Below are 23,521 nucleotides of genomic sequence, written 5' to 3' on the forward strand. Positions count from 1 at the left end.
CAAAAAAAGAGGACCAATGGTACTGTGACTGTCCCGGTACGTTAGATTTTTCACTAACTTACCAGGGGTCACTACCAAATCCCTCTTTATGGATTGGATTTATTTAATTCTTTCTTCTGTATCTGCATCAAAGAAGTGTGCTTTATTCATGTCTAATGCTAAGTCAATAGTTTCGCCACCGTGAATATCCGAACGGGAATCAACACGAGCGATAAAATCTTGATTACTTACTTTAGAGTATAAGAATGTTTCTGCACCCATTAATTCGGCCACTTCAATTAAAGCAGAAATTTTTGTCTGAGGTGAGGATTCAATAAACACTAGTTCATCATGAATATCCTCAGGACGAATTCCTAAAATTACATCTTTATTGATATAACCTTTTTCTTTTAACAACTTCAATTTACCTTCTGGAATATTAATCTTCACGTCACCCATAACGAAGTCAGTTTCCGTTAATTTACCTGTTAAGAAATTCATGGAAGGAGATCCGATGAATCCACCAACGAACACATTATTTGGATTGTCATAAACATCCTTTGGTGCCCCCACTTGTTGGATAACACCGTCCTTCATAACGACAAGACGAGTAGCCATTGTCATTGCCTCGGTTTGGTCATGTGTTACATAAATTGTTGTAGTTTGTAACCGTTTATGAAGCTTTTGAATTTCAGCACGCATTTGTACACGTAATTTCGCATCCAGGTTAGATAATGGTTCATCCATTAAGAATACTTTCGCATCACGAACGATTGCACGACCTAATGCAACACGCTGACGTTGTCCACCAGAAAGTGCTTTTGGTTTCCGGTCTAAATAAGCTTCTAATCCAAGAATCTTAGCAGCGTTTTGGACGCGCTTATCAATTTCATCTTTTTTGAACTTCCGTAGTTTTAAACCAAATGCCATATTATCGTATACATTCATATGCGGATATAAGGCATAGTTTTGGAATACCATCGCAATGTCACGATCTTTCGGTGCAACATCATTCATTTTTTTATCATCAATGAATAATTCACCTTCTGTAATTTCTTCTAATCCAGCAATCATTCGAAGTGTTGTCGATTTACCACAACCAGATGGTCCTACGAATACAATAAACTCTTTATCCTGAATGTGCAGATTGAAGTCGTTTACCGCAATTACATCTTTATCGTACTTCTTTTGAATATGATTTAATTGTAATTCAGCCATGATAAAAATCCCCCTCTAATTTTGTAAGCGTTTTTATAACTAGTTTCAGTATAATAAATGAGTAGGATGAAGGAAATAGCAAACATGCACAAAGATAATAGAAGTCTTTGTGCATGTTTACTAGAAACTATTTAGCTAATAAAGCTAGGTAAACAGTCAGTGCTTGATAAAAATCTCGCACATCAATCCCTGTCCGCTCATAAAATTTATCAATTCGGTATTGCAGACTATTCCGATGCATGTACAGTTTTTTGGCTGCAACTGAAATATTTAAATTGCTTTCAAGAAAAACCTCCATCATATTGCTGAAATCTGAATCATGAAGAAATTCCTGTAAAACCAAACTACTAATATCTTGTTTAAAAGCAGGATCCGCTTGATCGATTAGAAGGTATGGAATTGCTTCTAAATATGTAATCACATTGCTTTCTGAATGCGCAAACGCAATTTGAGCACTTGAGGTGAGGTGGTGATAATGCTGCTTCATATTTGTTTGACTAGATAGGTATGGACCAATGAAAAAACGAATTTTCACATACAGATCACTCATTAAGATATCAATGATTTCGCTATACGAAATTGGTTCTTCTAGGTCACTTGGTTGTTGTTCAATGATAATACCAGTCTGTTCGTTTTCCCATAATATCGTAATATCCTTTGCGAACAGTTGATTAATCGCATCTTTAAACGCAATAGGATCTAATTGCTCTCTCGCAATTTCAAAATAAATAAAGCGAAAGGTAAAGTCAGAGCCCGACTGGATCGTTTCTTGTTGTACCCATGATTTCCACTTTTTTTCATCGGCAGACATGATTGGAAATAATGGCTGCAGCTGCTCTAAAAATGTATTGAGTAACAGTAAATCTTTTGCCTCAAGCTCGTCTTGGTGTATGCCAATAATCTCATTCGTATTCGTGATAAACCATTTATACTGATCATCTAAAGTAGTGGGAATCGTATCAAAATGTTGTAAGGATGGAAAAAATTCTTTTAGTTTAGCTATCAATCGGAAAACCTCTTTTTTATAGTCTTTTTTTCCATTATATCAATTGGAGTGTGGTTTAAAAAAAGAATTTAAATTATTTCGTAAAAAAGCTATCGGTATACAGCAAGCTATTGGTTTGTTATAGTGGGTGTAATCGTAATCAAGGAGGAATTTGTTTTGCCAAATATGTATGATAGTGCCTATGATTTAGAAAAGGCAATTCGTGAAAGTGAAGAATTTAAAGGATTAAAATCAGCATTTGAAGCGGTTATGAATGATGCATCAGCTAAAAAAATGTTCGAAGATTTCCGTGATACCCAAATGGAATTACAACAGAAACAAATGCAAGGTCAAGAAATTACGGAAGAAGAAATCGAAAAAGCTCGTGGTGTCGTAGAGCTAGTTCAACAGCATGAGGCAATATCAACGCTTATGCAGGAAGAACAACGCTTAAATCAAGTGATTAATGAAATTAGCCAAATTATTACAAAGCCTTTAGAGGAGCTTTATGGTTCACAACAAGGTTAATAATCGTTGATAGTAAAAACGTAGGGATACGCATTAGAATCCTTGCGTTTTTTTAATGGTTCATACCGTGTTGCAGGTTAAGGAAGGAATTAACCTGTTCAATAGCGAATAACTTGGATAGGAAGAATACTAAACAATTAGGGGGAGTAGCTATTGCGTTATGTACGGTATGAAAATAACCATTCCATTTCATCCATTATCTTAAACCGACCTGATCGATATAATGCACTAAATAAAGAGATGCTAGAAGAACTATTGGAAGTCGTTGAAGCAATTGAAAAAAATACCGATAATATCGTTCTGATTTTTGGTGAAGGAAATGCATTTTGTGCAGGTGGTGATATCGCCATGATGAAGGATTTTGACAATCAAGAGTTCTTTGATTCTGTGATGGAAACCATTGCTGCTATTGTGCGCAAGCTCTATATGATGCCTAAACTTGTTGTTTCCGCAATTCAAGGATCAGCTGCAGGATTAGGGCTAAGCTTAGCGCTAACTGCAGATTATGTTGTTGCACACCACGAAGCAAAATTAGGCATGTTATTTAATGGGGTGGGACTCGCGCCAGATGGCGGAGGGCACTTTTGGGCGGAGCAACGTCTTGGCACACAGCGAGCGAAACAATTTATCTGGGGGAATCCAAGGCAAGTTACAGGTCTGGAAGCTAATACATTGGGACTGGTAGATGTTGTAACAGAAGAGGAAGTTCGAACAGCAGCAGAAAAACTTTGCCAAATGCTTTTGGCTTCTCCAACAATCGCTATGCTGAAAACAAAAATGACTTATCATAAGCGACATTTAGACACATTAAATTACTACCTTGAAATCGAACAGCGGAATCAATGGGAGCTTCGAAATACGGAGGACCATCAAGAAGGTGTCCATGCATTCTTAGAAAAAAGGAAACCAGTTTTTAAAGGGAAGTAAATTAATAGGACGTAAAAAGGAAAAAATTTATATTGACAATTTTTTTTGAAAGGATTATGATAAGTTTTAATTTCATGATGGAAATGCGTGGAACTATCATAGTAGCTAGTACAATACTTGAAATGTAGAGACCTGGTGGTTGGTGTGAATCGGGCAAGATGTACAGTGAATTACAGATAGGGAGCTGATTAATCCGGTTTCGGCCGTTATCTAATACAAGCGAGCAGAGTAGTCTGCTAACTAGGGTGGTACCGCGGAGCTTCCGTCCCTTTTTTAGGGATGGAAGCTCTTTTTTTATTTCTATCATTTTTTTCACAAATACAATTTCATCATATAAAAGCAATGAACTATTATAGTAGTTTTACAATACTTGTTATGAGAGACCTGTTGGGTGGTGTGAAACAGGCAAGATGTAAAGCGAAGTACAAATGGGGAGCTGATTAATCCGGTTTCGGCCGTTATCTAATACAAGCGAGCAGACAGTAGTCTGTTAACTAGGGTGGTACCGCGGAGCTTCCGTCCCTTTTGGGGATGGAAGCTCTTTTTTTTATCCATTTTAAGGAGGATGTATGATGAAGAAGGAATTAACAGTAGTGCAAGCATTATTACCAATTATTACAATTATTGTTACAGCATCATTTGCTGTTTTCCTATGGGGAGCAAGTATGCACTTCCCATTGATCTTTGGAATAATAGTAGCGGTCGTCATTAGCGTTTTATGTGGATGGAAATGGGAAGAGATCCAAAGCCTGATGGTAAAAGGTGTTAGTCGAGCTTTGTCGGCTGTTTTTATATTAATGATTATTGGTACAATAATCGGATCATGGATTGCTAGTGGTGTTATTCCAACAGTGATTTTCTATGGATTATCATTTATTCAACCAGATGTATTTTTACCAATGGTTGTACTCGTAACGGGAATTATTTCCCTAACATTGGGGAGCTCTTTTACATCGATTGCGACTATCGGATTAGCGTTTATGGTGATAGGAGAAGGACTTGGTTTCTCTGCTGGAATTGTTGCAGGTGCAGTTATATCTGGCGCATTTTTTGGTGACAAATTATCTCCAGTTTCTGATACAACTAATATTGCACCAGTAGTAGCAGAGACAGATCTTTTTAGCCATGTAAAACATATGCTTTGGGACACGATTCCTGCATTTATAGTATCTATTATAATTTTTTGGTTTATGAGTAGCCCAGAGCAAGGAAGTGCTGCTGATCCATCGACGATTAATGAAATAAAAAATGGATTAGATGACTTATTCGTCATTCATCCATTATTACTTTTAATGCCAATGCTAACGATAATTTTAATCCTGAAAAAAACACCAGCCATTCCAGCATTAATCAGTGTGAGTTTATTAGGTGCGCTGATTGCAATCGTAGTACAGGGGTCTTCCATTTCGTCTATTATTCATACGATGACAAATGGCTTCTCGGGGGAATCTGGTGTTCCAGCAATAGATTCATTACTAAATCGCGGAGGATTATCATCCATGTTTGAAACAATAGCATTGGTAATTCTTGCAACTGCACTTGGAGGAATATTGGAATCAACGGGTGCTTTTCATGTTCTGACTAGAAAGATGTTGGAAAAAGTAAGAACAACTAGTTCATTAATTACATCCACCATTCTATCAACCTTTGTAGTAGCATTTACAACGGGAGAGCAATATTTATCAATCATTTTACCAGCAAGAACCTTTGTAGAGAAGTATAAGTCAATGAACATTGATACAAAAAACCTCTCTCGAGCGGTTGAAGCAGTCGGTACTGTAGGGATTAATCTAGTACCATGGAGTGTTCCAGCTGTATTTATTTCAGGTATGTTTGGAATTAGTCCAGCAGCGTTTATTCCATATGCATTCTTTGTTTTTCTTGTACCGATTATTAATGTGCTATTTGGAGTTACTGGATGGACGATTAGAAGAAAAGAATATGAGAATGAAAAAGAAGAAATTATTACATGAAGGAAGTCGCTATATTTTCTAAAAGCTAATGGTGTGTTCGTGATTTCTTAAATTAACCGGATTAGAATCACAAATGCATAAATACAGGAAGAGCCAGGGACATAAGTGAAATGTAAAATTACGAGCTATGCACTAATTCAGCGGAGTATATTCCCGAGGGAATTACGCGAACATTCGGATTTTATCTTGTTAAAAGTACTTATGTCACACGCTCTTCCTGTACACATTTATTACCGATGGAATAGAATTAATTTAGCATCCGGTGAAACACAGCGATGAGTGTGTTCGAGATAGCCTGCTTTTGTTAAACGTTCTTCGCCTAACATTTTTGCTTCTTGATCATTAGTTGCTTCAAACGTGTCATCCATTAATTTTTCACCAGACTTATCAAAAACAGTCAAAACATATGTCTTCATAATAATACCTCCTGACGCTTTCTTCATATGGTATATATTCGCTCTTTTCTTAAAAAATCCTTCTAAACAAAAAATATTTCTACGAACGTGCATTCGCTTCTTGTTTTTGGTAAAATAAAGCTAGTAGAGGAGGTATGATGGTGGAGAAGAAAATATCGTTTATCCATGCAGCAGATTTACATTTGGACAGCCCCTTTAATGGACTTTCCAATTTGAATGAAACGGTCTTCCAAGAAGTCCGTCAAAGTACATTTGTGGCACTTGATAATTTAGTAGCGGCAGCAATTGATAAAAAAGTAGATTTTGTCCTGCTCGTTGGTGATTTATTCGATAATGAAAGACAAAGTTTAAAGGCACAAATTAAACTACGAAATGCATTTCAAGCGTTAGAGCGCCATCATATAGATGTCTACGTATCCTATGGTAACCATGATTTTATAAAGGGGAATAGTTACCCTATCGTATATCCAGAGAATGTCCATGTTTTCCCAGATGAACAAGTGCGATCATTCACCTATCAAAAAAACAGCCAAGCATTAGCGGCAATTTATGGATTTAGTTATGAAAACCGTGCTGTTACGAATAAAAAGACAGCTGAATATCACATAGTGGATTCTACAATTCCATTTCATATTGCCATGCTACACGGTAGTATTGAAAGCAATACGGAGCATGACACGTACGCCCCTTTTCAACTTGGTGAGCTAACAAGGAAGCACTTTGACTACTGGGCATTAGGACATATTCATAAAAGACAGGTTTTGGCGGAGAATCCGTATGTGATTTATCCAGGAAATATTCAAGGGAGAAATCGAAAGGAAACGGGAGAGAAGGGCTGTTATTTGGTGGAAATATCAGCGAGTAACCAACAAGTTGAGTTCATTCCACTCCAAGCAATCCAATATAATCACGTAACTATCGATGTAACAAATTGTGACTCCATACATAGTCTTGAACCATTAATTAAAAACAAATTAACAGAGCTAGATACAGTTGTACCACAATTGATTGATTTAGCCCTACAAAGTAATGATAGAAATTTAATCAACTGGAAAAATGATAATCTAGTAGAGGATATCATTGAAATTGTGAATGAAAGTTTACTATTTCAGCAAAATTGGCTGTATATTTACCGAGTAACGATACTTGATAATACTGCCATTGAACCAAATCGTCTAAAAGGTGAACACTTTATCGGCGAATTATCAAACCGATTGGAAGAAGTGTCAATTAACGACTATCTAAGCGAATTATTTCAGCATAAAGAAGCTAGAAAATATATGGATGCACTTGCTGAAGATGAAGAAGAGCAAGTTAAAGAAGAAGCATTTCAACTATTGATTCATCAGCTGTTAAAGGAATGAGGTGAAAAGATGAGGCTAGTAGATGCAACCATATATGGTTTTGGAAAATGGGTAGATTATTCAATTGATTTTGGTGAAGATACATTTCTCACAATCTACGGTGAAAACGAATCTGGTAAATCAACCATACAACGATTCATCCTTTTCATGCTTTTTGGACTACCACCGAAGCAGCGTAAATTCTATCAACCAAAGACAAGTAGTAAAATGGGTGGGCGATTAACGGTAATTGATCAGGAGATTGGGAAGTATACAATAGAACGTTTAAATGATGTTCGAAATGGTGCGGCAAAATGTTATACACCGGATGGAAGTGAATATGATGAAGAATGGCTACAAGAGCGACTGCACGGCATGAATGCGACAACGTTCCAGGCTATCTTTTCCTTTTCTGCACTTGATTTAAGCGAAATTCAGCTCATGAAAGAGGAAGATATGGGGGAAGTATTGCTTGGAATTGGATTAACTGGCTCTACACATATTCATGCTATTGAAAAGCGTTTAGAGCAAAGACTTAGTGACTACTTTAAGCCATATGGAAAAAAACCAGAAATCAACCAGCAATTACAAAAGCTTGATACATTATTTAACGAGCTAACTGTGATGAAGAACGAGGAAGCAAGCTACAGGAACAAAAAAAACGCCATACTAGAATTAGAAACGGATATGGAGTCTATAAAAGAAACACTGCTACAAGAAAAGCTAGACCAACTTCAGTTAGAAAAAATGATTCAGGCAATCCCACAAATGGAGGAATACATCGGTTATCAACAACGATTAGCCGATTTCCCAGAGGAAATTCCTTTTCCAGAAGAAGGTATCGAGCGATTAGCAGTGTTGAAAGATAAGCTATTACCGCTGAAAAGTGAACAAAAGATTCTAGTCAAAAATAAAGAAACGCTCCTATGTGAAAAAGCGGAACTTGAGGAAGCGAATAATGCATTCCCATTAGAGAAAGTCCAGCAAATTCAATCGTTCCACACGACTTACAAGGGAAATAAGCAGGAGCTTCAACGATTTCAAGAGCAAATAAGTAAGCTGGATAATGAATTAAGCATACAGCTGTTAGAGTTAAATATTGGTCTTACGTTAGCAGAGCTTGAAACATTGGATCTCCCGTTTCATCTAGAGAAGCAATGGACGGACTTAAAGAATGAAGTGGAGCAGATCGAGCGGGAAAAGCAATCAAATGCGGAGAGTATTCAGCTTGCCAAAACAAAGCAACAATACTTACAGGAACAAATAAATGAATTAAAAAGCAAGCTACTTCCACTGGAACATAGAACGGAATTGGAGGCAGTTATTGCAAAACAGCAGGAAACAGTGCTACTGGAAAAAATGCAACACGACGCAGCAAAAAGGCAGAAGGCTTGGCAACATACGAAACAAAAAACGAATACGAGAACTAGACTTGTTTTAACAGCATGTCTAGTTGCCGCCATTGTTTTTACCGTACTATTATTTATAGCAGAGAATACGATGTTTGTTATCGGAGTAGTAGTCAGTCTCTGTATGGGAATAATCCAATGGATCTGGGGAAAGAAATCGATTAACGATATCGAATCCGTGCTCTTATCACTTCCTGATGACGGTAATACAAGTAGGATTTCAACTGAAGAATTACTTCGTGCGGAACAACAAATCCGAACAGATCAAGAATACAAAAACGAGATAGCGCTACTGGTTGAGCAATTAAAAGATACTGCGATTCAATCCACACAGTTTGATGAACAAAAAATAGTAGTGGAACAACGAGAAGCAAAGCTATTTGCAAAACTAGACGAACAAATTCACAGATATCCGTTTTTAGCAGCGCTAGATGTGGCGTATTGGCCGGAATTGTATCACGCCTTAAAACGCTTCGTTCGGAGTGCCCAACAAAAAAAAGAACTAACAGCCGAGCAGGATAAATTAAATAAGAAGTTAGCTGATTTTCATGATGTACTGGTTACGTTTTTTGAGCGCCATTATGAAACGGATAGAATACCCAAAACACTTATAGGCAAATTAGAGTTACTGGATGCAGAAATGGAAGCATATCAAGTAAGAAAAACACAGCTTTCCAACACAACAAAAGGATTAACAGCAATTCAGGAAAAACTTCAGGAATTACTGTTATCTATTGAAACGATTGAAAGTGAACAAAAGCATTTATTTAATATTGCCAAAGTAGAGGATGAAGAAGCCTTTTACAAACAAGCGAAGGAATTAAAAGAACAAGAGGAGTTAACGGTATATAGTGAGAAGCTTGCTGAGCAGCTTACATTGCTATTTTCCGGTGAAGAGTGGAAAGAACTTATTCAAACTAAACCAAGCCGAAGTACTGTTGAATTGCAGCAAGAAACGGTTAAAAACAGAATAGACAAGCTAGAAGCAGATTTAGAGGAGAAGCGTAAGCAATTGGCTACAATTACAGTGGAATTTAATCGTTTAGAAAGCTCGGAAGCTTATTCACAAACCTTGCACAAATTTCATGCAGAAAAAGAAAGGCTACAGAAGCTTGCTAGAGAGTGGGCAGTGTATAAGACGGCAAAAGAGTTATTATCGGAATCCAAGGACAATTACCGTGATAAATATTTAACAAAAGTAATGGATAAGACGAGCGAGTTCTTTTTTGAAATAACCGAAGGAAAGTATTTACAAGTCTATCCGCCGTCTGAGGACAGATTATTTACGGTCGAACATGTTTCCCATATTCACTACACAGTCAATGAATTATCGCAAGGCACAATGAATCAGTTATATGTAGCGTTACGTTTTGCAATCAGTGATGTCATGAGTGAAAACATGCCTTTTCCATTCTTAGTAGATGATGCATTTGTGCATTTTGACGGTCCTCGTATGAAACAGGTAAAACGACTGTTAGACCGTATAACCAAGAAACATCAACTTATCTTATTTACCTGTAAAAATGAGGTTGCGGGCGAATTCGACAGTTATAATCTACTCAAGTTGACAAATGCAGTTCCATTAATGGAAAAATAATGTTAAACTGATTTTTAGAAAACATATGATTCGATTAGGAACGATGTAGAGTTTGAAATGCAAGTAGATACTTCTTGCTAAGATGGAGGGACATCCATTGTCTGAAGATAACCACAGTAAAGAATGGGAAAAGTATGAAGAAACGATTGATAAGTTTATCCAAATAATTGCCAAAAACATGAACCTCTATGGTATTACATCATCGGTTGGAAGATTGTATGGTGTACTCTATTTCTCAGATGAGCCAATGACATTGGATGATATGCGTGATGCATTAGAAATGAGTAAAACAAGCATGTCCACTGGTGTACGAGCCCTATCTGACATGAAGATGGTCGAATCAACCTTCAAAAAAGGAATTCGAAAGGATCTTTATCAATCAGAAGAGGATTGGTATAAATCATTTACCTCGTTATTTGGCAATCGCTGGCGAAAGCATACGGAGTCCAATATTGAAGAGGCAGAGGAAACAATTGAAGAATTAAAGCGACTATATGAGTCAACAGATGATGCCGATTTAAAGCAACGCATTACTAATGATATGGATCGCTTAGAATATGCAAAGAATTACTACAAATGGTTAATGAAATTTATTCAGGTCATCGAGTCAGGAAAAATTTTCGATTATATACCGAAGAACGAATAAAAAAACAGATGGGATTGACACAAAAGGAAATGCACTCGGACGAGCTTGCTTTCAGTCGTCAATCTCATTTCTGTTAATGGGGAGGATTACCATATGAAAAGGGGAATTGGGCATCATCAAATTGGAGATTCCTTTGATGGATTTGTATTAATAAAAGAATCTGTAAAAGGGACAGCCAGCAACGGAAAACCATTTTTAACGTTAATGTTACGAGATGCTACCGGAGAGATAGAAGCTAAGCTTTGGGATGTAACTCCAGAAGATGAAGGACATTTTATCCAAGAGCAGATTATTCGGATCACAGGGGAAATTAACCAGTTTCGTGGAAAAGCACAAATGCGGATAAATTCGATTCGCCCAGCACAAACAACAGATGGTGTTCAGGTGTCTGACTTTATTGAAACTGCTCCAGTTAGTCGTGACGAACTAATGGAAAAACTAACAGAAGCGATTTTCGAAATGAAAAGTCCAGCATTACAACGGATTGTGCGAGCTATTATTAAAAAATATCAAGAACCACTATTAATCTATCCAGCAGCAGCGAAAAACCACCATGAATATGCTTCAGGACTGGCTCATCATATTGTTAGTATGTTGAAGATTGCTAGAGAATTAAGTGAGCTATATCCACAAGTAAATAAAGACTTATTATATGCAGGGATTATCGTACATGATATCGGGAAACTAAAAGAATTATCTGGCGTCGTGTCTACCTCCTATACATTAGAAGGAAAATTACTTGGGCATATTCCCATTATGGTCGAAGAAATTGGAAATACCGCAAAAGAATTAAAAATCGATGGTGAAGAAGTATTGATTCTTCAGCATATGGTGCTTTCACATCATGGTAAGGCAGAGTGGGGGAGTCCGACACCTCCCCTTGTACGGGAAGCAGAATTATTGCATTTAATTGATTTGATTGATGCTAAAATGAACATGCTAAACCGAGCACTTGAAAAAGTAAAACCAGGAGAATTTACCGAGCGATTGTTTGCAATGGATAATCGTTCCTTCTATAAACCAACCTTTGAAGCGTAATGAAAACATGACATTATCTCTTTCTCTTTTGCATATACATGAGGTAGATGCAATGGACAAGGGGGTTAGCAAGTGATTTTAGGAATGCCATGGTGGGTTCTGGTGATGTTGGTTTTTATTGTATTTAGTGGCTATATGGCATATCGAGCAATGCGAGCCGAAAAACAGCTTGAACTGCATTATATCGAACGTGATGGTCAGGTGTATATGAAGCGTATTGCTGAGGAGCGAGAGCAACGTGATAAACACAAGGAACAAATAACGAATTAGAAAAAGGCTAGTACAGTTTTCCTGTACTAGCCTTTTGATATCTATCTTAGCCTTTTGCTTCTTCTGTTTTAAATAGATCCTTGTAGTCATCAATCTTTACATCGATTTTAGCATCTTCTAGAAGTTTGTTCATTTTTTCTTGCACTGCTGTATTATCTACTTGTTCCATCGATAACTGACGACGAATATCTTCTTTCTTATCATCGAATGTTGGAACTTCAGTTACTTTGATAATGTGGTAACCAAATTCTGATTTTACTGGCTCACTAATCTCTCCAGCGTCTAATGCAAATGCTGCATCTTCAAATTCTTTTACCATTTTACCTGTTGCAAAGTATCCTAAGTCGCCACCGCTATCCTTAGAGCCATCTGTTGAATATTCCTTCGCTAGCTCTGCAAAATCAGCACCATCGTCTAACTTCTGTTTAACTTCATTAGCTGTAGCTTCATCTTCCACTAAAATGTGGCTGGCACGAATTTCTATTTCATTATTTTCTTTCATTTCGTTAAATTTCTTCTCTAATTCCTCATCAGAAATCGAAATGTCTTCAAATACAAGTTTTTCTTGTAAAAGGGTTTGGTATGTTTGTTCACGGAATGTTTCTTCATCAGGATAGCCTTGTTGTGCTAACCATGCAGTGAAATTCTCACCCTGTTCGTCTTTTGCGTCCTGAACAGCTTGATCAAGTTCTTCATCCGTTACTTCGTAGTTATCTTCTAATACTTTTATGACAACCATATTGTATAGCATGCTTTCGCCAATATAGTTTTTCATTTCAGAATAGAATTCTTCCTTTGTAATGTCTCCTGCTTTCGTTTCTACAACGACCTCAGAGTCTCCTTCAGCATTACAAGCTGTAAGGAAAAGGGTACCAGCTGCAAGAATAGCTGCGATTGTACGTTTCTTCATAAAATTACACTCCTAATCTTTTTGAAAACTTAATGGATTGACTATTGATTAATATACCATAGTTTGTACAAAAAATAATAGCTAAACATGGAATTACATAGTTTTTACACAATTACACGAGCGCATTTAGGACTTTCACATATGAGGATACAAGTAGGATAAGTATCATAATATTGGTTACACGAAAAACATTCGCCTGTTTTGCAGCATTCATTTCTAACTTCTTACATAACTTATCAGTCAATGAGTTAAAAATAAACAATATAATAAGTGCATAAAACAGGAAAATAATCATCATTCTTATAACCTCCTTTTATAGCATAAAATATATTAGAAAACATCACGTAGCATGATGAAAATTCACAGAACTAAATATATTACTTACTGTAACAAATATTTTACTGTCTGAATAGTAAAGATGTTAAAAATAATTAAAGAAACCTGTAGTGATTTACAGGTTTCTTAGTTTGCTTTTAATAGAATATCGAAGCCTTCATCGCCGTTTTCAATAAATGCATTTTTGGGTGCTTTTATTAGATGACGAATGTATAAGAAGTCAATAACCGAAAGGCCAATTTGGATCGATGTTGCAAGTAATAAATAAACATAGAAGCTTGGAACCGAGATAGATGCAATGATTCCAGGTATAGTTAGACAAAGTGTTGGCATTAGTGATGAAAGTATTGAAGAATACTTACTCACATGTGCATCAGTATAAAATGTGAAAATCGGCATCATTTTTTTGCGCTGACAAATTAATTTTATTCGTTTATTTAGGACAATTAATGGTAAAATATGCATGAACGAATGAAGCGTTGGTAATAGAATAATAGCAATAATAAATAAGATAATGCCTGATTCATGTAAATGGTTTCCATCATGAATCATGGATAATGGTACATAAAGGATAATAAACGCCATAAGACCAATTAAAAATGAAATAAATTGAATCCATTTCATACCGTATTGTTTATCTAAGTTGACTGATTTCCAGCAATTCATTTTATTGGTCCTCCTCTTCATTCACCTGATAAATAAGGTATTGCTAGTCTGTTAGCAAACCTAAGAATTACTTCCGTTTAACTAAAAGCCTTTTTGATAATAGTATCTTACAGAAGAAATTGCAATACCTTTTTTGAAAAAAAATGATTAAAAAATACTAACAATAAATCGTATTTTCTGACTAATAGAAGTGAATTGCATGAGGGAGGGGTATGGAAAGTGTGTGATGATAACAAATTAGCAGCATTTCATGTGCAGCTGCTGTTAAAAACGATTGATAGTAAACAATACCCTTTTACCAAACTTATAATTGAACAGAATATCACCAACGAGGAATACGATTCGATGTTTCAGATGCTTGAGGCTGCGAACCAAGAATACATGGAGCAAAAGGAGGAAGGACTCCTTAATTACTCTTCGTTATTACTTCGTTTTGTGGGAATGCTGAATAAGAAATTAGAAGCTACTGAAACCATTCATGCCTTGCGGGCAGAAGGATATTTTCCGGAACTGATGGAGGAATTTATTAAGCTCATCCAGAAAGAGCAGCTATTATAAGAAGCATGTACTACATAAATAACGCTCCAAGGCGAGAAGAAAGACATTTCATCTTACCTTGGAGCGTTATTTATTGCTTTATTTCAGATGCTTCTTTAAAGAAGTTATCTAATTGCTGGTGGAATTTGATAATAGACGCGAGCTTGTCGTGTAGCTGTTGGTTATCGATTGGGCTGTCCTGCGTGCGCAGTTTCGCCTGAATATCGACTAGTGCCTCTTTTTGATCCTCGGTAGCATCAATCCATTTTTTCATATAGAAACTCATAAATTGTTTAAATAACTGGGAGTTTGCTTGATATAAATCTTTTCGTACGCCTTTCTTCCAAACACGTTTTACAAGATTTAATTCCACTAAACTACGGACACTGGTACTCATGGATGTCTTACTTTTCCCTAATGCATCACTCATCTCATCTAATGTTAACGGATTTTCTTCCATATATAAGTACGTAAATAAACGCGCTTCTAATGGCGTTAAATCAAATAATTCAACTGTTTTTGCAAATTCAAGAAGAATTCCGTTCTTGACTAATTCGTTGCTGTTTTCCAACATGCAAACCTCCTAAAACTAGCTTATAACAAGGGTACAACAGTCTTTCTTATTTTTAAAATGGCTAGTTGGGGTGTATTTGGGAGGTATTTGGAGCATTTATAAGGAAAGCTAGTCTAAAGTACGTACAGTATTAACTGTATAAAAAATATAATCAAAAATAAAGGTATACACTGTTTGTCCAGTTCATATAAAAGGGTGTATAGTATTATAGTAAGGAAAAAGCGGCTGGTATTTTGACATTCTATTATTCTATGAATTTGCAGCGAGCGTATAACAGAATGATTTTTAAAAAGAGGTGAAAGATGTGCCGATTATTGAGGCAAAAAACCTATCAAAGGTATTTGGTAAGAATCCAAAACAAGCATTAGAGCTATTGGATCAAGGGTTATCCAAAGATGAAATATTAAAGAAAACAGGTAGCACAGTTGGTGTTAATCGAGCATCATTTTCTGTTGAACCAGGTGAAATATTTGTCATCATGGGGTTATCAGGAAGTGGGAAATCAACATTAGTCAGATTAATAAATCGTTTAATTGAACCAACGGAAGGAAGCATCTTAATCGATGGTCAGGATCTTGCGAAGATGGATAAAAAAGAGCTTCGCGCAGTACGACGTGAAAAGCTAGGAATGGTCTTCCAGCGATTTGCGTTATTTCCGAATCGCACTGTCTTACAAAATGCAGAATATGGTCTAGAGATTCAGAAGGTGCCAAAAGCAGAGCGAAGTAAAAAAGCAAAAGAAGCACTTGAAATGGTTGGATTAGGCGGTTATTTAGAGCAAAAGCCTGACCAGTTATCTGGTGGAATGCAACAACGTGTAGGGTTAGCGAGAGCATTAGCAAACGATCCAGAGGTGCTTTTAATGGACGAGGCATTCTCGGCACTTGATCCATTAATTCGTAAGGACATGCAAGATGAATTAATCGAACTACAATCAACAATGAAAAAGACGATCATTTTTATTACACATGATTTAGATGAAGCTTTACGGATTGGTGATCGTATTGCTTTGATGAAGGATGGTTCAATCGTTCAAATCGGAACACCGGAAGAAATCTTAGTGAATCCAGCTAACGATTATGTGGAACGATTTGTTGAGGACGTAGACCGATCGAAGGTATTAACTGCGCAACATATTATGAAGCGCCCAGAATCGATTAACATTGAGAAGCATGGTCCACGTGTTGCGTTAGAACGAATGAAGGAATCTGGTATCTCAAGTATTTTAGTTGTCGATAGCAAACGGAATTTAAAAGGTTATGTGACAGCTGATGACGCATCTGAAGCTAGAAAAAAAGAGATATCCGATATTAATGAAATATTACGTACAGATATTAAACAAGTAGAAAAAGATACAACAATGCAGGATATCTTTACTGTTGTGAATGGTTCACCAGTACCAGTCGCTGTCGTCGAAAACGAAAAGCTTGTAGGAATTATCGTGCGTGGTGCGGTTATTGCAGCGTTGGCGGGAGATAGTGAGGTGAACTTGAATGTTTAATACAATAAAAGAATGGTTTTCAGAAGGTATACCAATTAAGGATTGGGCAGAAAGTTTTACAGATTGGACAAAGGATACATTCTCCATACTATTTGAACCGATAAAAGAGCATTTAGGTAATTTTATGGAATGGTTCTCTGAAGATATTTTAATGGAAGTACCTGCAGCTATATTTATTATTGTCATTGCCATTTTAGCTTTCATTTTATCTGGTAAGAAGCTTGGCCTAACAGCATTTTCAATTGTTGGTCTATGGATTATTTATAATCAAGGGCTTTGGGAAGATTTGATGAGCACTGTTACACTGGTGCTTATCGCTAGTATTCTTTCTGTCGTAATTGGGGTTCCAATTGGGATCTTAATGTCTAAGAGTAAAACAGCAGAAGCAATTTTCAAACCAATACTTGATTTCATGCAAACAATGCCTGCATTTGTTTATTTAATTCCTGCAGTAGCATTCTTTGGAATCGGTTTGGTACCAGGAGTGTTTGCATCGTTAATATTTGCAACACCACCAACAGTTAGATTTACCAATTTAGGTATTCGTCAAGTTTCTAAGGAGCTAACGGAAGCATCTGAAGCCTTTGGTAGTACAGGTGCGCAGAAATTATTCAAGGTAGAGCTTCCGATGGCGAAAACTACGATTATGGCTGGTATTAACCAAACGGTCATGCTTGCATTATCTATGGTTGTTATCGCATCGATGATTGGTGCGCCAGGACTTGGAAAACAAGTGTTGACGGCATTGCAACGTTCTGATGTCGGTACAGGATTTGTAGCTGGTATCGGAATCGTAATCTTAGCCATAATTATTGATAGATTTACACAAAGCATGAACAAGAAATAATGCACAAAACTATTGGTCTGCTTTTCAGTTGAAAAGTTCCATATAAAATTTACAAAAAGGGGAGATTTATTCAATGTTTAAACGTAATTGGAAACGTCTAGGAGTTATAGCTGGACTTTCATTATCATTAATTGCCGCAGGGTGTTCTTCGGATGATTCTAATGGTGATTCAGAAGGTGCAACTGTTGGAGATGGACAGGAAATCGAACTTGCATATGTAAACTGGGATACAGAGATTGCCTCTACTAACGTAATTGGTAAGGTATTAGAGGACTTAGGCTATGATGTAACGTTAACTGGTCTTGATAACTCGATTATGTGGGAAGCTGTTGCCAATGGTGAAGCAGATGCAATGGTAGCTGCATGGTTACCTGCAACACATGCTAGTCAATTTGAAGACTATGGCGATCAAATGACAGATCTTGGGCCAAACCTTGAAGGTGCTAAAATCGGTCTAGTTGTACCTAGTTATATGGACGCTAACTCTATCGCGGACTTGACGGATGAAGCTGATATGAAAATTACTGGTATCGAACCAGGATCAGGTGTTGTAGGTGCTGCGGAACAATCATTAGAAGATTATGATAACCTAGCTGATTGGGAAGTTGTTACGTCTTCAAGTGGTGCAATGACAACTGCTCTAGGTGAAGCGTATGAAAATGAAGAAGATATTATTGTAACTGGTTGGTCTCCACATTGGAAATTCTCTAAATACGAGCTAAAATATCTTGAGGATCCAAAAGGAACATTTGGGGAAGCAGAAACAATCAATACAATGGCTCGTGAAGGTCTAGAAGAAGATATGCCAGAGGCGTATCAAGTACTAGATAACTTCAACTGGTCTTCAGAGGATATCGAAGCTGTTATGCTAGAAATCTCAGAAGGTACAGATCCAGAAGAAGCAGCAGCGAACTGGGTTGAAGCAAATCCAGACAAAGTAGCAGAGTGGACAGAAGGATTAGAATAACGATAATGAAACAGCCTGCAAACATTGATGTTTGCAGGCTGTTTTTTGAGTTAAAGTGTCTCAAGGACACTCTGGGGGGAGAACTAGATGAAATGTCCTTGATAGAGCTTCTAATAGACATATTGGGCGGTCAACCAGGTGAAAATGTCTTTGATAGAGCTTCTAATGGACATTCCGGACTGAAACTCAGCTGGAAATGTCCTTGATAGAGCTTCTAATGGACATTCCGGACTGAAATCCAGCTGGAAATGTCTTTGATAAAGTTTCTAATGGACATTTCGGGCGGGCAACCAGGTAAAAATGTCTTTGATAAAGCCTCTAAAGGACATTTTGGGCAGAAACCCAGGTAAAAATGTCCTTGATAGAGCCTCTAATGGACATTCCGAACTGAAGCCCAGGTAAAAATGTCCTTGATAGAGCCTCTAATGGACATTCCGGACTGAAGCCCAGGTAAAAATGTCTTTGATAAAGCCTCTAAAGGACATTCCGAACTGAACCCCAGCTGGAGATGTCTTTAATAAAGTGAGAATTCCGCAGCATCAGCAGACATGTAAACATATCAAAATACCAGCGCAAATCAAAATCAACAACTGAATCTAATCTCGTAAAGCGATCAAAAAAACCAGCACAGTCCCACTTGTGCTGGTCATAAATTCAGGATTATGCTTTTTTCTTATTGGCATTAACTTTTTCTTCTAAATCCTTTAAGCTCGTTTCAATCTGTTCCAAATATTGATGGATATTTTCTTGGTGTGGTTCTACAGATTGCTTCCATTCTGTGACAGAACTCTTCATCTCTTGAGTCAAATCCTTAATGAGATTGACCCCTTCTTTAGATGTTGCTGCGATTTGATTTTTTAAACGTAGACCATCAATTTTAAGGTTTTCAAGCAACTCTTTCCACTCTAAGCTTTGACTTTTAACCTTACTACGTAACTCTTTTCCGGATGCTGGTGTGCTTAACAGTGTTGCAGTTGCACCAACTAAACCTCCAACCATAATACCAAGAATTAATGATTTACCTCTTGCCATACTATCCCGCTCCTTTCCCGCTTATTATATTTTTTCCGGGTTCTCTCTTTTTATGTTAGATAATGCGTGTATTTATCGAAAAGCTGCTCAAGATACGAGCGATATGTATTTTCTAAAAAAATCCTCTGACATTTCTAACGCCAGAGGATTCTAATTTTGTTATGACACGGTAATTGGTCTGGAACGCTTCAGGATTTGTTGAACAATTGGATAGATGATAATCATCAATATTGTATTTAATCCTGCTGCAGGTAAGACCGCAGTTACGAATCCTAGTAAGAATACACCTTCCATTAAACCAATGACGTAAAGTGCTAAACCAAGGAATATAGATCCACTAATTAATGTCCCAATTGCTGTTAAAACTGGTGCACTAAATTTTATGTTCACTCTGTCTTTAATTAGGATAAATAGCGCGAAAAATACGAATGCGGTTATTGGTTTTTCTATTATGTTTGCAATTTGTCCGCCAGGTGCTTGGGTCGCTAATGCTGATAATACTCCTGTAGAAATTGCTAAAACAACCACATAATTAAATTTTGGAAATAACATGATTCCCAAGAACATCATCGCTAACATCATATCCGGTGTTACACCATAAATAGATGGCATAACAAAGTGCAATGCAGCACCAATCCCCACTAATAGTGACAAAATGACTAAAACTCTTGTATTCATTTTTACCTCTCCTCAGGCTCAAGCTAAGCTCAGCTCATATATTTTTGATTCCTCTACTGTACTCTTATTGTCAGTAGCAGAAACCTACTTAAATTATAACAAACTTCCATCTAAATTAAAAGTACTATTTTGCTTAAAATCACTGGATTTAGTTGATGTTTTGGTTGATTTCTCCGGCAATTTGTTGTAAATCCTCTGGGCTGTACTCCCCGCTATGAACAGTCCAGTTGGCAGAGAAACCGTCTGCTTCCTTGCTATAACGAGGAATTAAGTGAATATGTAAGTGAAATACAGACTGATCTGCTGCAGGCTCATTATTATTAAGTAAATTTAATCCTACTGGTTGATAGGTAGTTTTAATCGCATTGGCGATTTTCGGGACTCTAGCGAATAACGCACTCGCAACATCACTTGGTGTTTCATAAATGTTCTTCGTATGGGTTTTTGGAATAACTAATGTATGTCCTTTTGTAACCTGACTAATGTCTAAGAAGGCATATACCGAATCATCCTCATATACTTTTGCAGACGGAATTTCTCCAGAAATAATTTTACAAAAAATACAATCCTCATGTGCCATATCTACATGTCATCTCCTAACTGTTTTCTTTTATTGTAAATAGTGAGGTCGTCCTATGTAAAGTTTTAACCTTAAGAATGGCACATTGTCATCGTTGGCGACTGGGCTATCGTTAAATAAGAAACAGGCATCGCCCTAAAAGGGCGAGCCTGTTCTATGAAGAGCCAGGGCATAATACTAATGTGGGGACTTGTAATTACCGTTTTTCGCATTATATGCTACTCATCTGGTTTTACAAAAACCTTTTTGTTAGTATCCCTTGGCGTTGAGATGTGTTCTAACAAAAGGGTTTTATTTTCATTAGATTATCTTTCACCAACACCCCATTTGTTTGTAGGTTAACACATGTTTAATTAGTGAAGCATTACCTTTTCCAACACTAACACCTCATTTGTGTTAAAACAAATTGGTTTACAGTGAATCAACCCCGACTCTTCTTTACTATTTTGAGCGAATCCAGTAATTCTATACTTCACTTTCTAAAAAAAATGTCGAAAAACGTATGAGATTTTCTTTTGGATTTTAATGCTAAAAATGATACACTTTTTAACAAGAACTAGTAGGGGGCAAGCTTGTGGAACCGTTATTACAGATTGACAAATTGGTTGGGGGCTATACCCATAAAAATGTACTTCATGGCATTTCATTCGCCGTGAATGCTAATGAAATTGTGGGATTAATTGGACTGAATGGTGCAGGAAAAAGCACCACCATAAAACATATTATCGGCTTAATGCAACCGAAAAAGGGATCTATTTCAATTAATGGGAAATCATTTCGTGACGATCCATTAGCATATCGTAACCAATTAGCCTATATTCCAGAAATGCCAATTCTTTACGATGAATTAACCTTATATGAGCATTTGAAGTTAACGGCGATGGCGTACAATATTCCAGAGGATGTTTTTGAAAAAAGGTTGCAAATTTTATTAAAAGAATTTCGAATGGAGAAGAAGCTAAAATGGTTTCCGGTCCATTTTTCAAAAGGTATGCGACAAAAGGTCATGATTATGTGTGCGTTCTTGATAGAGCCACCTCTCTATATTGTGGACGAGCCATTTGTTGGACTAGATCCACTTGGTATTCAGTCGTATCTTAATTTAATGGAGCAGATGAAACAGAATGGTTCCGGGATATTAATGTCTACGCATATATTGGCAACAGCAGAGCGCTATTGTGATCGCTTTGTAATCCTCCACGAAGGAGAAGTGAAAGCACTTGGTACATTAGAGGAGCTTCGAGAGCAATTTGCGATGCCGACGGCTACTCTAGATGACTTATATGTTCAGCTAACAAAGGAAGATAGCCATGTTTAATTCGCATGAGTTTTTCATGAAGCGATTTAGGGAGCATTTAAAGGAGACAAGTCGTTATCTTCGCTATATTTTTAATGGGCATATTGCCTTTGCGATGTTATTTCTCATATCCGCACTAGCCTATTATTATCAACACTGGTTAACGGTCTTACCAGAAAATTTTCCAACTGCAATCATAATGGGAATTGTATTAGGAATAGTTGTAAGTCATAGTCCAGTGCGCACACTGTTAAAGGAACCGGATTTAGTATTTCTCCTTGCTGCCGAACAGAAGATGGGTGCTTATTTCCGTAATGCTCTGATTTATAGCTATGTTATTCAGCTCTATATCGTTGCATTAGTGTTGGCGGTATTTGGTCCACTCTATTTTGCAACATTTCCTGATCGATTAGGTAGTACGTATTTATTAACGTTTATAGTAGTGCTGGTGTTTAAGTTATGGAATTTGGTAGCGAACTGGTGGATGTTGAAGGTGCATGACCGAACCATTCGGTATACTGATCAACTGGCACGATTATTGTTAAACATTGCTGTATTTTATTTCCTAATTAGTGGTGAAATCCTAATAGCGGTTATTACCACGATTCTATTTGTGATCATCTTCATGTATGACTTAAGTCTTTCACGAAAGCAAGCTGGACTGTCCTGGGAGCTATTATTGGAGAAGGATCTAAATAGGATGCAATCCTTTTACCGATTTGCTAATTTATTCACGGATGTTCCGCATTTGAAAAGCCGAATAAAACCACGTCATTGGCTAGTGTCATTCGTTGAAAAAAGAATTCCGTTTGAACATAAGTACACCTATGACTACTTGTACCGAATAACATTCCTGCGTGGTGGGGATTATTTATCGATGTATATTAGGTTAATCATTATCGGAGGATTATTCATTTACTTTATTCCAAACGTATGGATGAAGCTTGCCTTTGCGATCTTATTCTTATATATGAGTTGCTTCCAAATGATGACACTTTATCAGCATCACCGTGTTATTATGTGGTTAGATTTATATCCTGTTGAAAAGGAATCACGGAAAAGAGCACTTATGAAGTGGCTATACCAATTGGCGATTGTCCAGACGATTTTATTTTCAATCGTATTTCTAATCATTCAATCGTATCTAGGTTTTGTGAGCACATTAGCTGCGGGCTTGTTATTTTCCTATGTGTTTATAAATGGGTATGTAAAGCAGAAGTTAGTATAGAGAGCTTGGGACATGAGTAAAATGAGATGATAAAAAGAA

General features: G+C 36.9%; 24 protein-coding genes and 2 other annotated features. Of the genes, 14 read left to right on the forward strand and 10 right to left on the reverse strand.

The genetic code is table 11. From position 1 onward, the window contains the following. Positions 1-99: 99 nt before the first annotated feature. Positions 100-1,197, reverse strand: a complete 1,098-nt coding sequence (locus tag JF53_RS07620; protein WP_047982519.1) for an ABC transporter ATP-binding protein — start codon at positions 1,195-1,197, stop codon at positions 100-102. 127 nt (positions 1,198-1,324) lie between these two features. After that, positions 1,325-2,203 carry a PucR family transcriptional regulator gene (locus JF53_RS07625; protein ID WP_047982518.1) on the reverse strand — a complete coding sequence of 293 codons (879 nt, stop codon included), beginning with the start codon at positions 2,201-2,203 and terminating at the stop codon, positions 1,325-1,327. Positions 2,204-2,359: 156 nt separating this feature from the next. On the opposite strand from JF53_RS07625, the gene JF53_RS07630 reads away from it, so the two are divergent. The 3 genes from JF53_RS07630 to nhaC all read left to right on the forward strand — a co-directional run bounded on the left by JF53_RS07630 (position 2,360) and on the right by nhaC (position 5,610). Then, positions 2,360-2,710, forward strand: coding sequence for a YlbF family regulator (locus JF53_RS07630; protein ID WP_047982517.1), 351 nt, complete (start codon positions 2,360-2,362; stop codon positions 2,708-2,710). Positions 2,711-2,863: 153 nt separating this feature from the next. Next, a complete protein-coding gene (locus JF53_RS07635; protein WP_047982516.1) occupies positions 2,864-3,637 on the forward strand; it encodes an enoyl-CoA hydratase-related protein in 774 nt (257 codons plus the stop codon). Positions 3,638-3,716: 79 nt separating this feature from the next. Then, positions 3,717-3,910: a binding site (T-box leader), on the forward strand. A 60-nt stretch (positions 3,911-3,970) separates the two neighbouring features. Beyond that, positions 3,971-4,164: a binding site (T-box leader), on the forward strand. Positions 4,165-4,209: 45 nt separating this feature from the next. Continuing rightward, positions 4,210-5,610: a Na+/H+ antiporter NhaC gene (gene nhaC / locus JF53_RS07640; RefSeq protein ID WP_047982515.1), complete on the forward strand. Its 1,401-nt coding sequence runs from the start codon at positions 4,210-4,212 to the stop codon at positions 5,608-5,610. 230 nt (positions 5,611-5,840) lie between these two features. Here nhaC and JF53_RS07645 read toward each other — a convergent pair whose 3' ends face one another. Then, entirely contained in the window at positions 5,841-6,026 is a 186-nt protein-coding gene (locus tag JF53_RS07645; RefSeq protein WP_047982514.1) for a YhzD family protein, read from the reverse strand. A gap of 137 nt (positions 6,027-6,163) precedes the next feature. Here JF53_RS07645 and JF53_RS07650 point away from each other — a divergent pair, with 137 nt between their 5' ends. The 5 genes from JF53_RS07650 (at position 6,164) to JF53_RS07670 (ending at position 12,329) form a co-directional block, all read left to right on the forward strand. Beyond that, positions 6,164-7,390 carry a metallophosphoesterase family protein gene (locus tag JF53_RS07650; RefSeq protein WP_047982513.1) on the forward strand — a complete coding sequence of 409 codons (1,227 nt, stop codon included), beginning with the start codon at positions 6,164-6,166 and terminating at the stop codon, positions 7,388-7,390. A 9-nt stretch (positions 7,391-7,399) separates the two neighbouring features. After that, positions 7,400-10,375, forward strand: a complete 2,976-nt coding sequence (locus JF53_RS07655) for an ATP-binding protein (RefSeq protein ID WP_047982512.1) — start codon at positions 7,400-7,402, stop codon at positions 10,373-10,375. A 97-nt stretch (positions 10,376-10,472) separates the two neighbouring features. Continuing rightward, entirely contained in the window at positions 10,473-11,021 is a 549-nt protein-coding gene (locus JF53_RS07660; RefSeq protein WP_053072027.1) for a GbsR/MarR family transcriptional regulator, read from the forward strand. 93 nt (positions 11,022-11,114) lie between these two features. Then, entirely contained in the window at positions 11,115-12,059 is a 945-nt protein-coding gene (yhaM, locus tag JF53_RS07665; RefSeq protein ID WP_047982510.1) for a 3'-5' exoribonuclease YhaM, read from the forward strand. Between the two features lie 72 nt (positions 12,060-12,131). After that, on the forward strand, positions 12,132-12,329 hold the full coding sequence (locus JF53_RS07670) for a sporulation YhaL family protein (RefSeq protein WP_053072025.1): 198 nt from the start codon (positions 12,132-12,134) through the stop codon (positions 12,327-12,329). Between the two features lie 46 nt (positions 12,330-12,375). Here JF53_RS07670 and JF53_RS07675 read toward each other — a convergent pair whose 3' ends face one another. The 3 genes from JF53_RS07675 to JF53_RS07685 form a co-directional block, all read right to left on the reverse strand. After that, a complete protein-coding gene (locus JF53_RS07675) occupies positions 12,376-13,239 on the reverse strand; it encodes a peptidylprolyl isomerase (RefSeq protein WP_047982509.1) in 864 nt (287 codons plus the stop codon). 112 nt (positions 13,240-13,351) lie between these two features. Continuing rightward, entirely contained in the window at positions 13,352-13,537 is a 186-nt protein-coding gene (locus JF53_RS07680; protein WP_047982508.1) for a hypothetical protein, read from the reverse strand. A 164-nt stretch (positions 13,538-13,701) separates the two neighbouring features. After that, on the reverse strand, positions 13,702-14,241 hold the full coding sequence (locus tag JF53_RS07685; RefSeq protein WP_047982507.1) for a DUF3267 domain-containing protein: 540 nt from the start codon (positions 14,239-14,241) through the stop codon (positions 13,702-13,704). A gap of 219 nt (positions 14,242-14,460) precedes the next feature. Here JF53_RS07685 and JF53_RS07690 point away from each other — a divergent pair, with 219 nt between their 5' ends. Next, positions 14,461-14,799, forward strand: coding sequence for a DUF1878 family protein (locus tag JF53_RS07690; protein ID WP_047982506.1), 339 nt, complete (start codon positions 14,461-14,463; stop codon positions 14,797-14,799). Between the two features lie 70 nt (positions 14,800-14,869). Here JF53_RS07690 and JF53_RS07695 read toward each other — a convergent pair whose 3' ends face one another. Beyond that, entirely contained in the window at positions 14,870-15,352 is a 483-nt protein-coding gene (locus tag JF53_RS07695; RefSeq protein WP_047982505.1) for a GbsR/MarR family transcriptional regulator, read from the reverse strand. A 304-nt stretch (positions 15,353-15,656) separates the two neighbouring features. On the opposite strand from JF53_RS07695, the gene JF53_RS07700 reads away from it, so the two are divergent. The 3 genes from JF53_RS07700 to JF53_RS07710 all read left to right on the forward strand — a co-directional run bounded on the left by JF53_RS07700 (position 15,657) and on the right by JF53_RS07710 (position 18,667). Beyond that, a complete protein-coding gene (locus JF53_RS07700; protein ID WP_047982504.1) occupies positions 15,657-16,853 on the forward strand; it encodes a quaternary amine ABC transporter ATP-binding protein in 1,197 nt (398 codons plus the stop codon). Beyond that, the gene (locus JF53_RS07705) at positions 16,846-17,700 is read left to right on the forward strand and encodes an ABC transporter permease (RefSeq protein ID WP_047982503.1); all 855 of its coding nucleotides are present in this window, start codon (positions 16,846-16,848) and stop codon (positions 17,698-17,700) included. Before JF53_RS07700 ends, JF53_RS07705 begins: the two co-directional genes overlap by 8 nt. 73 nt (positions 17,701-17,773) lie before the next feature. Continuing rightward, positions 17,774-18,667 (forward strand): glycine betaine ABC transporter substrate-binding protein, encoded by an 894-nt coding sequence (locus JF53_RS07710; protein WP_047982502.1) that lies wholly within the window; start codon positions 17,774-17,776, stop codon positions 18,665-18,667. Between the two features lie 660 nt (positions 18,668-19,327). Here JF53_RS07710 and JF53_RS07720 read toward each other — a convergent pair. The 3 genes from JF53_RS07720 to JF53_RS07730 all read right to left on the reverse strand — a co-directional run bounded on the left by JF53_RS07720 (position 19,328) and on the right by JF53_RS07730 (position 20,957). Beyond that, entirely contained in the window at positions 19,328-19,699 is a 372-nt protein-coding gene (locus tag JF53_RS07720; RefSeq protein WP_047982500.1) for a YtxH domain-containing protein, read from the reverse strand. A 159-nt stretch (positions 19,700-19,858) separates the two neighbouring features. After that, positions 19,859-20,377, reverse strand: coding sequence for a tryptophan transporter (locus JF53_RS07725; protein ID WP_047982499.1), 519 nt, complete (start codon positions 20,375-20,377; stop codon positions 19,859-19,861). Positions 20,378-20,525: 148 nt separating this feature from the next. Continuing rightward, positions 20,526-20,957: an HIT family protein gene (locus tag JF53_RS07730; RefSeq protein WP_047982498.1), complete on the reverse strand. Its 432-nt coding sequence runs from the start codon at positions 20,955-20,957 to the stop codon at positions 20,526-20,528. Positions 20,958-21,531: 574 nt separating this feature from the next. Here JF53_RS07730 and JF53_RS07735 point away from each other — a divergent pair. Beyond that, positions 21,532-22,275: an ABC transporter ATP-binding protein gene (locus JF53_RS07735; protein ID WP_047982497.1), complete on the forward strand. Its 744-nt coding sequence runs from the start codon at positions 21,532-21,534 to the stop codon at positions 22,273-22,275. Beyond that, entirely contained in the window at positions 22,268-23,482 is a 1,215-nt protein-coding gene (locus JF53_RS07740) for an ABC transporter permease (protein ID WP_047982496.1), read from the forward strand. Before JF53_RS07735 ends, JF53_RS07740 begins: the two co-directional genes overlap by 8 nt. Positions 23,483-23,521: the final 39 nt, after the last annotated feature.

Source organism: Ornithinibacillus contaminans (assembly GCF_001038425.2).
GTDB lineage: Bacteria > Bacillota > Bacilli > Bacillales > Amphibacillaceae > Ornithinibacillus > Ornithinibacillus contaminans.

Excerpts from the sequence above, each read along its gene's own strand:
- JF53_RS07620 (WP_047982519.1), bottom strand. The coding sequence starts at position 1,197 with ATGGCTGAATTACAATTAAATCATATTCAAAAGAAGTACGATAAAGAT.
- JF53_RS07645 (WP_047982514.1), bottom strand. The coding sequence starts at position 6,026 with ATGAAGACATATGTTTTGACTGTTTTTGATAAGTCTGGTGAAAAATTA.
- JF53_RS07675 (WP_047982509.1), bottom strand. The coding sequence starts at position 13,239 with ATGAAGAAACGTACAATCGCAGCTATTCTTGCAGCTGGTACCCTTTTC.
- JF53_RS07695 (WP_047982505.1), bottom strand. The coding sequence starts at position 15,352 with ATGTTGGAAAACAGCAACGAATTAGTCAAGAACGGAATTCTTCTTGAA.
- JF53_RS07710 (WP_047982502.1), top strand. The coding sequence starts at position 17,774 with ATGTTTAAACGTAATTGGAAACGTCTAGGAGTTATAGCTGGACTTTCA.
- JF53_RS07655 (WP_047982512.1), top strand. The coding sequence starts at position 7,400 with ATGAGGCTAGTAGATGCAACCATATATGGTTTTGGAAAATGGGTAGAT.
- yhaM (WP_047982510.1), top strand. The coding sequence starts at position 11,115 with ATGAAAAGGGGAATTGGGCATCATCAAATTGGAGATTCCTTTGATGGA.
- JF53_RS07730 (WP_047982498.1), bottom strand. The coding sequence starts at position 20,957 with ATGGCACATGAGGATTGTATTTTTTGTAAAATTATTTCTGGAGAAATT.
- JF53_RS07650 (WP_047982513.1), top strand. The coding sequence starts at position 6,164 with ATGGTGGAGAAGAAAATATCGTTTATCCATGCAGCAGATTTACATTTG.
- JF53_RS07725 (WP_047982499.1), bottom strand. The coding sequence starts at position 20,377 with ATGAATACAAGAGTTTTAGTCATTTTGTCACTATTAGTGGGGATTGGT.
- JF53_RS07720 (WP_047982500.1), bottom strand. The coding sequence starts at position 19,699 with ATGGCAAGAGGTAAATCATTAATTCTTGGTATTATGGTTGGAGGTTTA.
- nhaC (WP_047982515.1), top strand. The coding sequence starts at position 4,210 with ATGAAGAAGGAATTAACAGTAGTGCAAGCATTATTACCAATTATTACA.
- JF53_RS07685 (WP_047982507.1), bottom strand. The coding sequence starts at position 14,241 with ATGAATTGCTGGAAATCAGTCAACTTAGATAAACAATACGGTATGAAA.
- JF53_RS07740 (WP_047982496.1), top strand. The coding sequence starts at position 22,268 with ATGTTTAATTCGCATGAGTTTTTCATGAAGCGATTTAGGGAGCATTTA.
- JF53_RS07705 (WP_047982503.1), top strand. The coding sequence starts at position 16,846 with ATGTTTAATACAATAAAAGAATGGTTTTCAGAAGGTATACCAATTAAG.
- JF53_RS07680 (WP_047982508.1), bottom strand. The coding sequence starts at position 13,537 with ATGATGATTATTTTCCTGTTTTATGCACTTATTATATTGTTTATTTTT.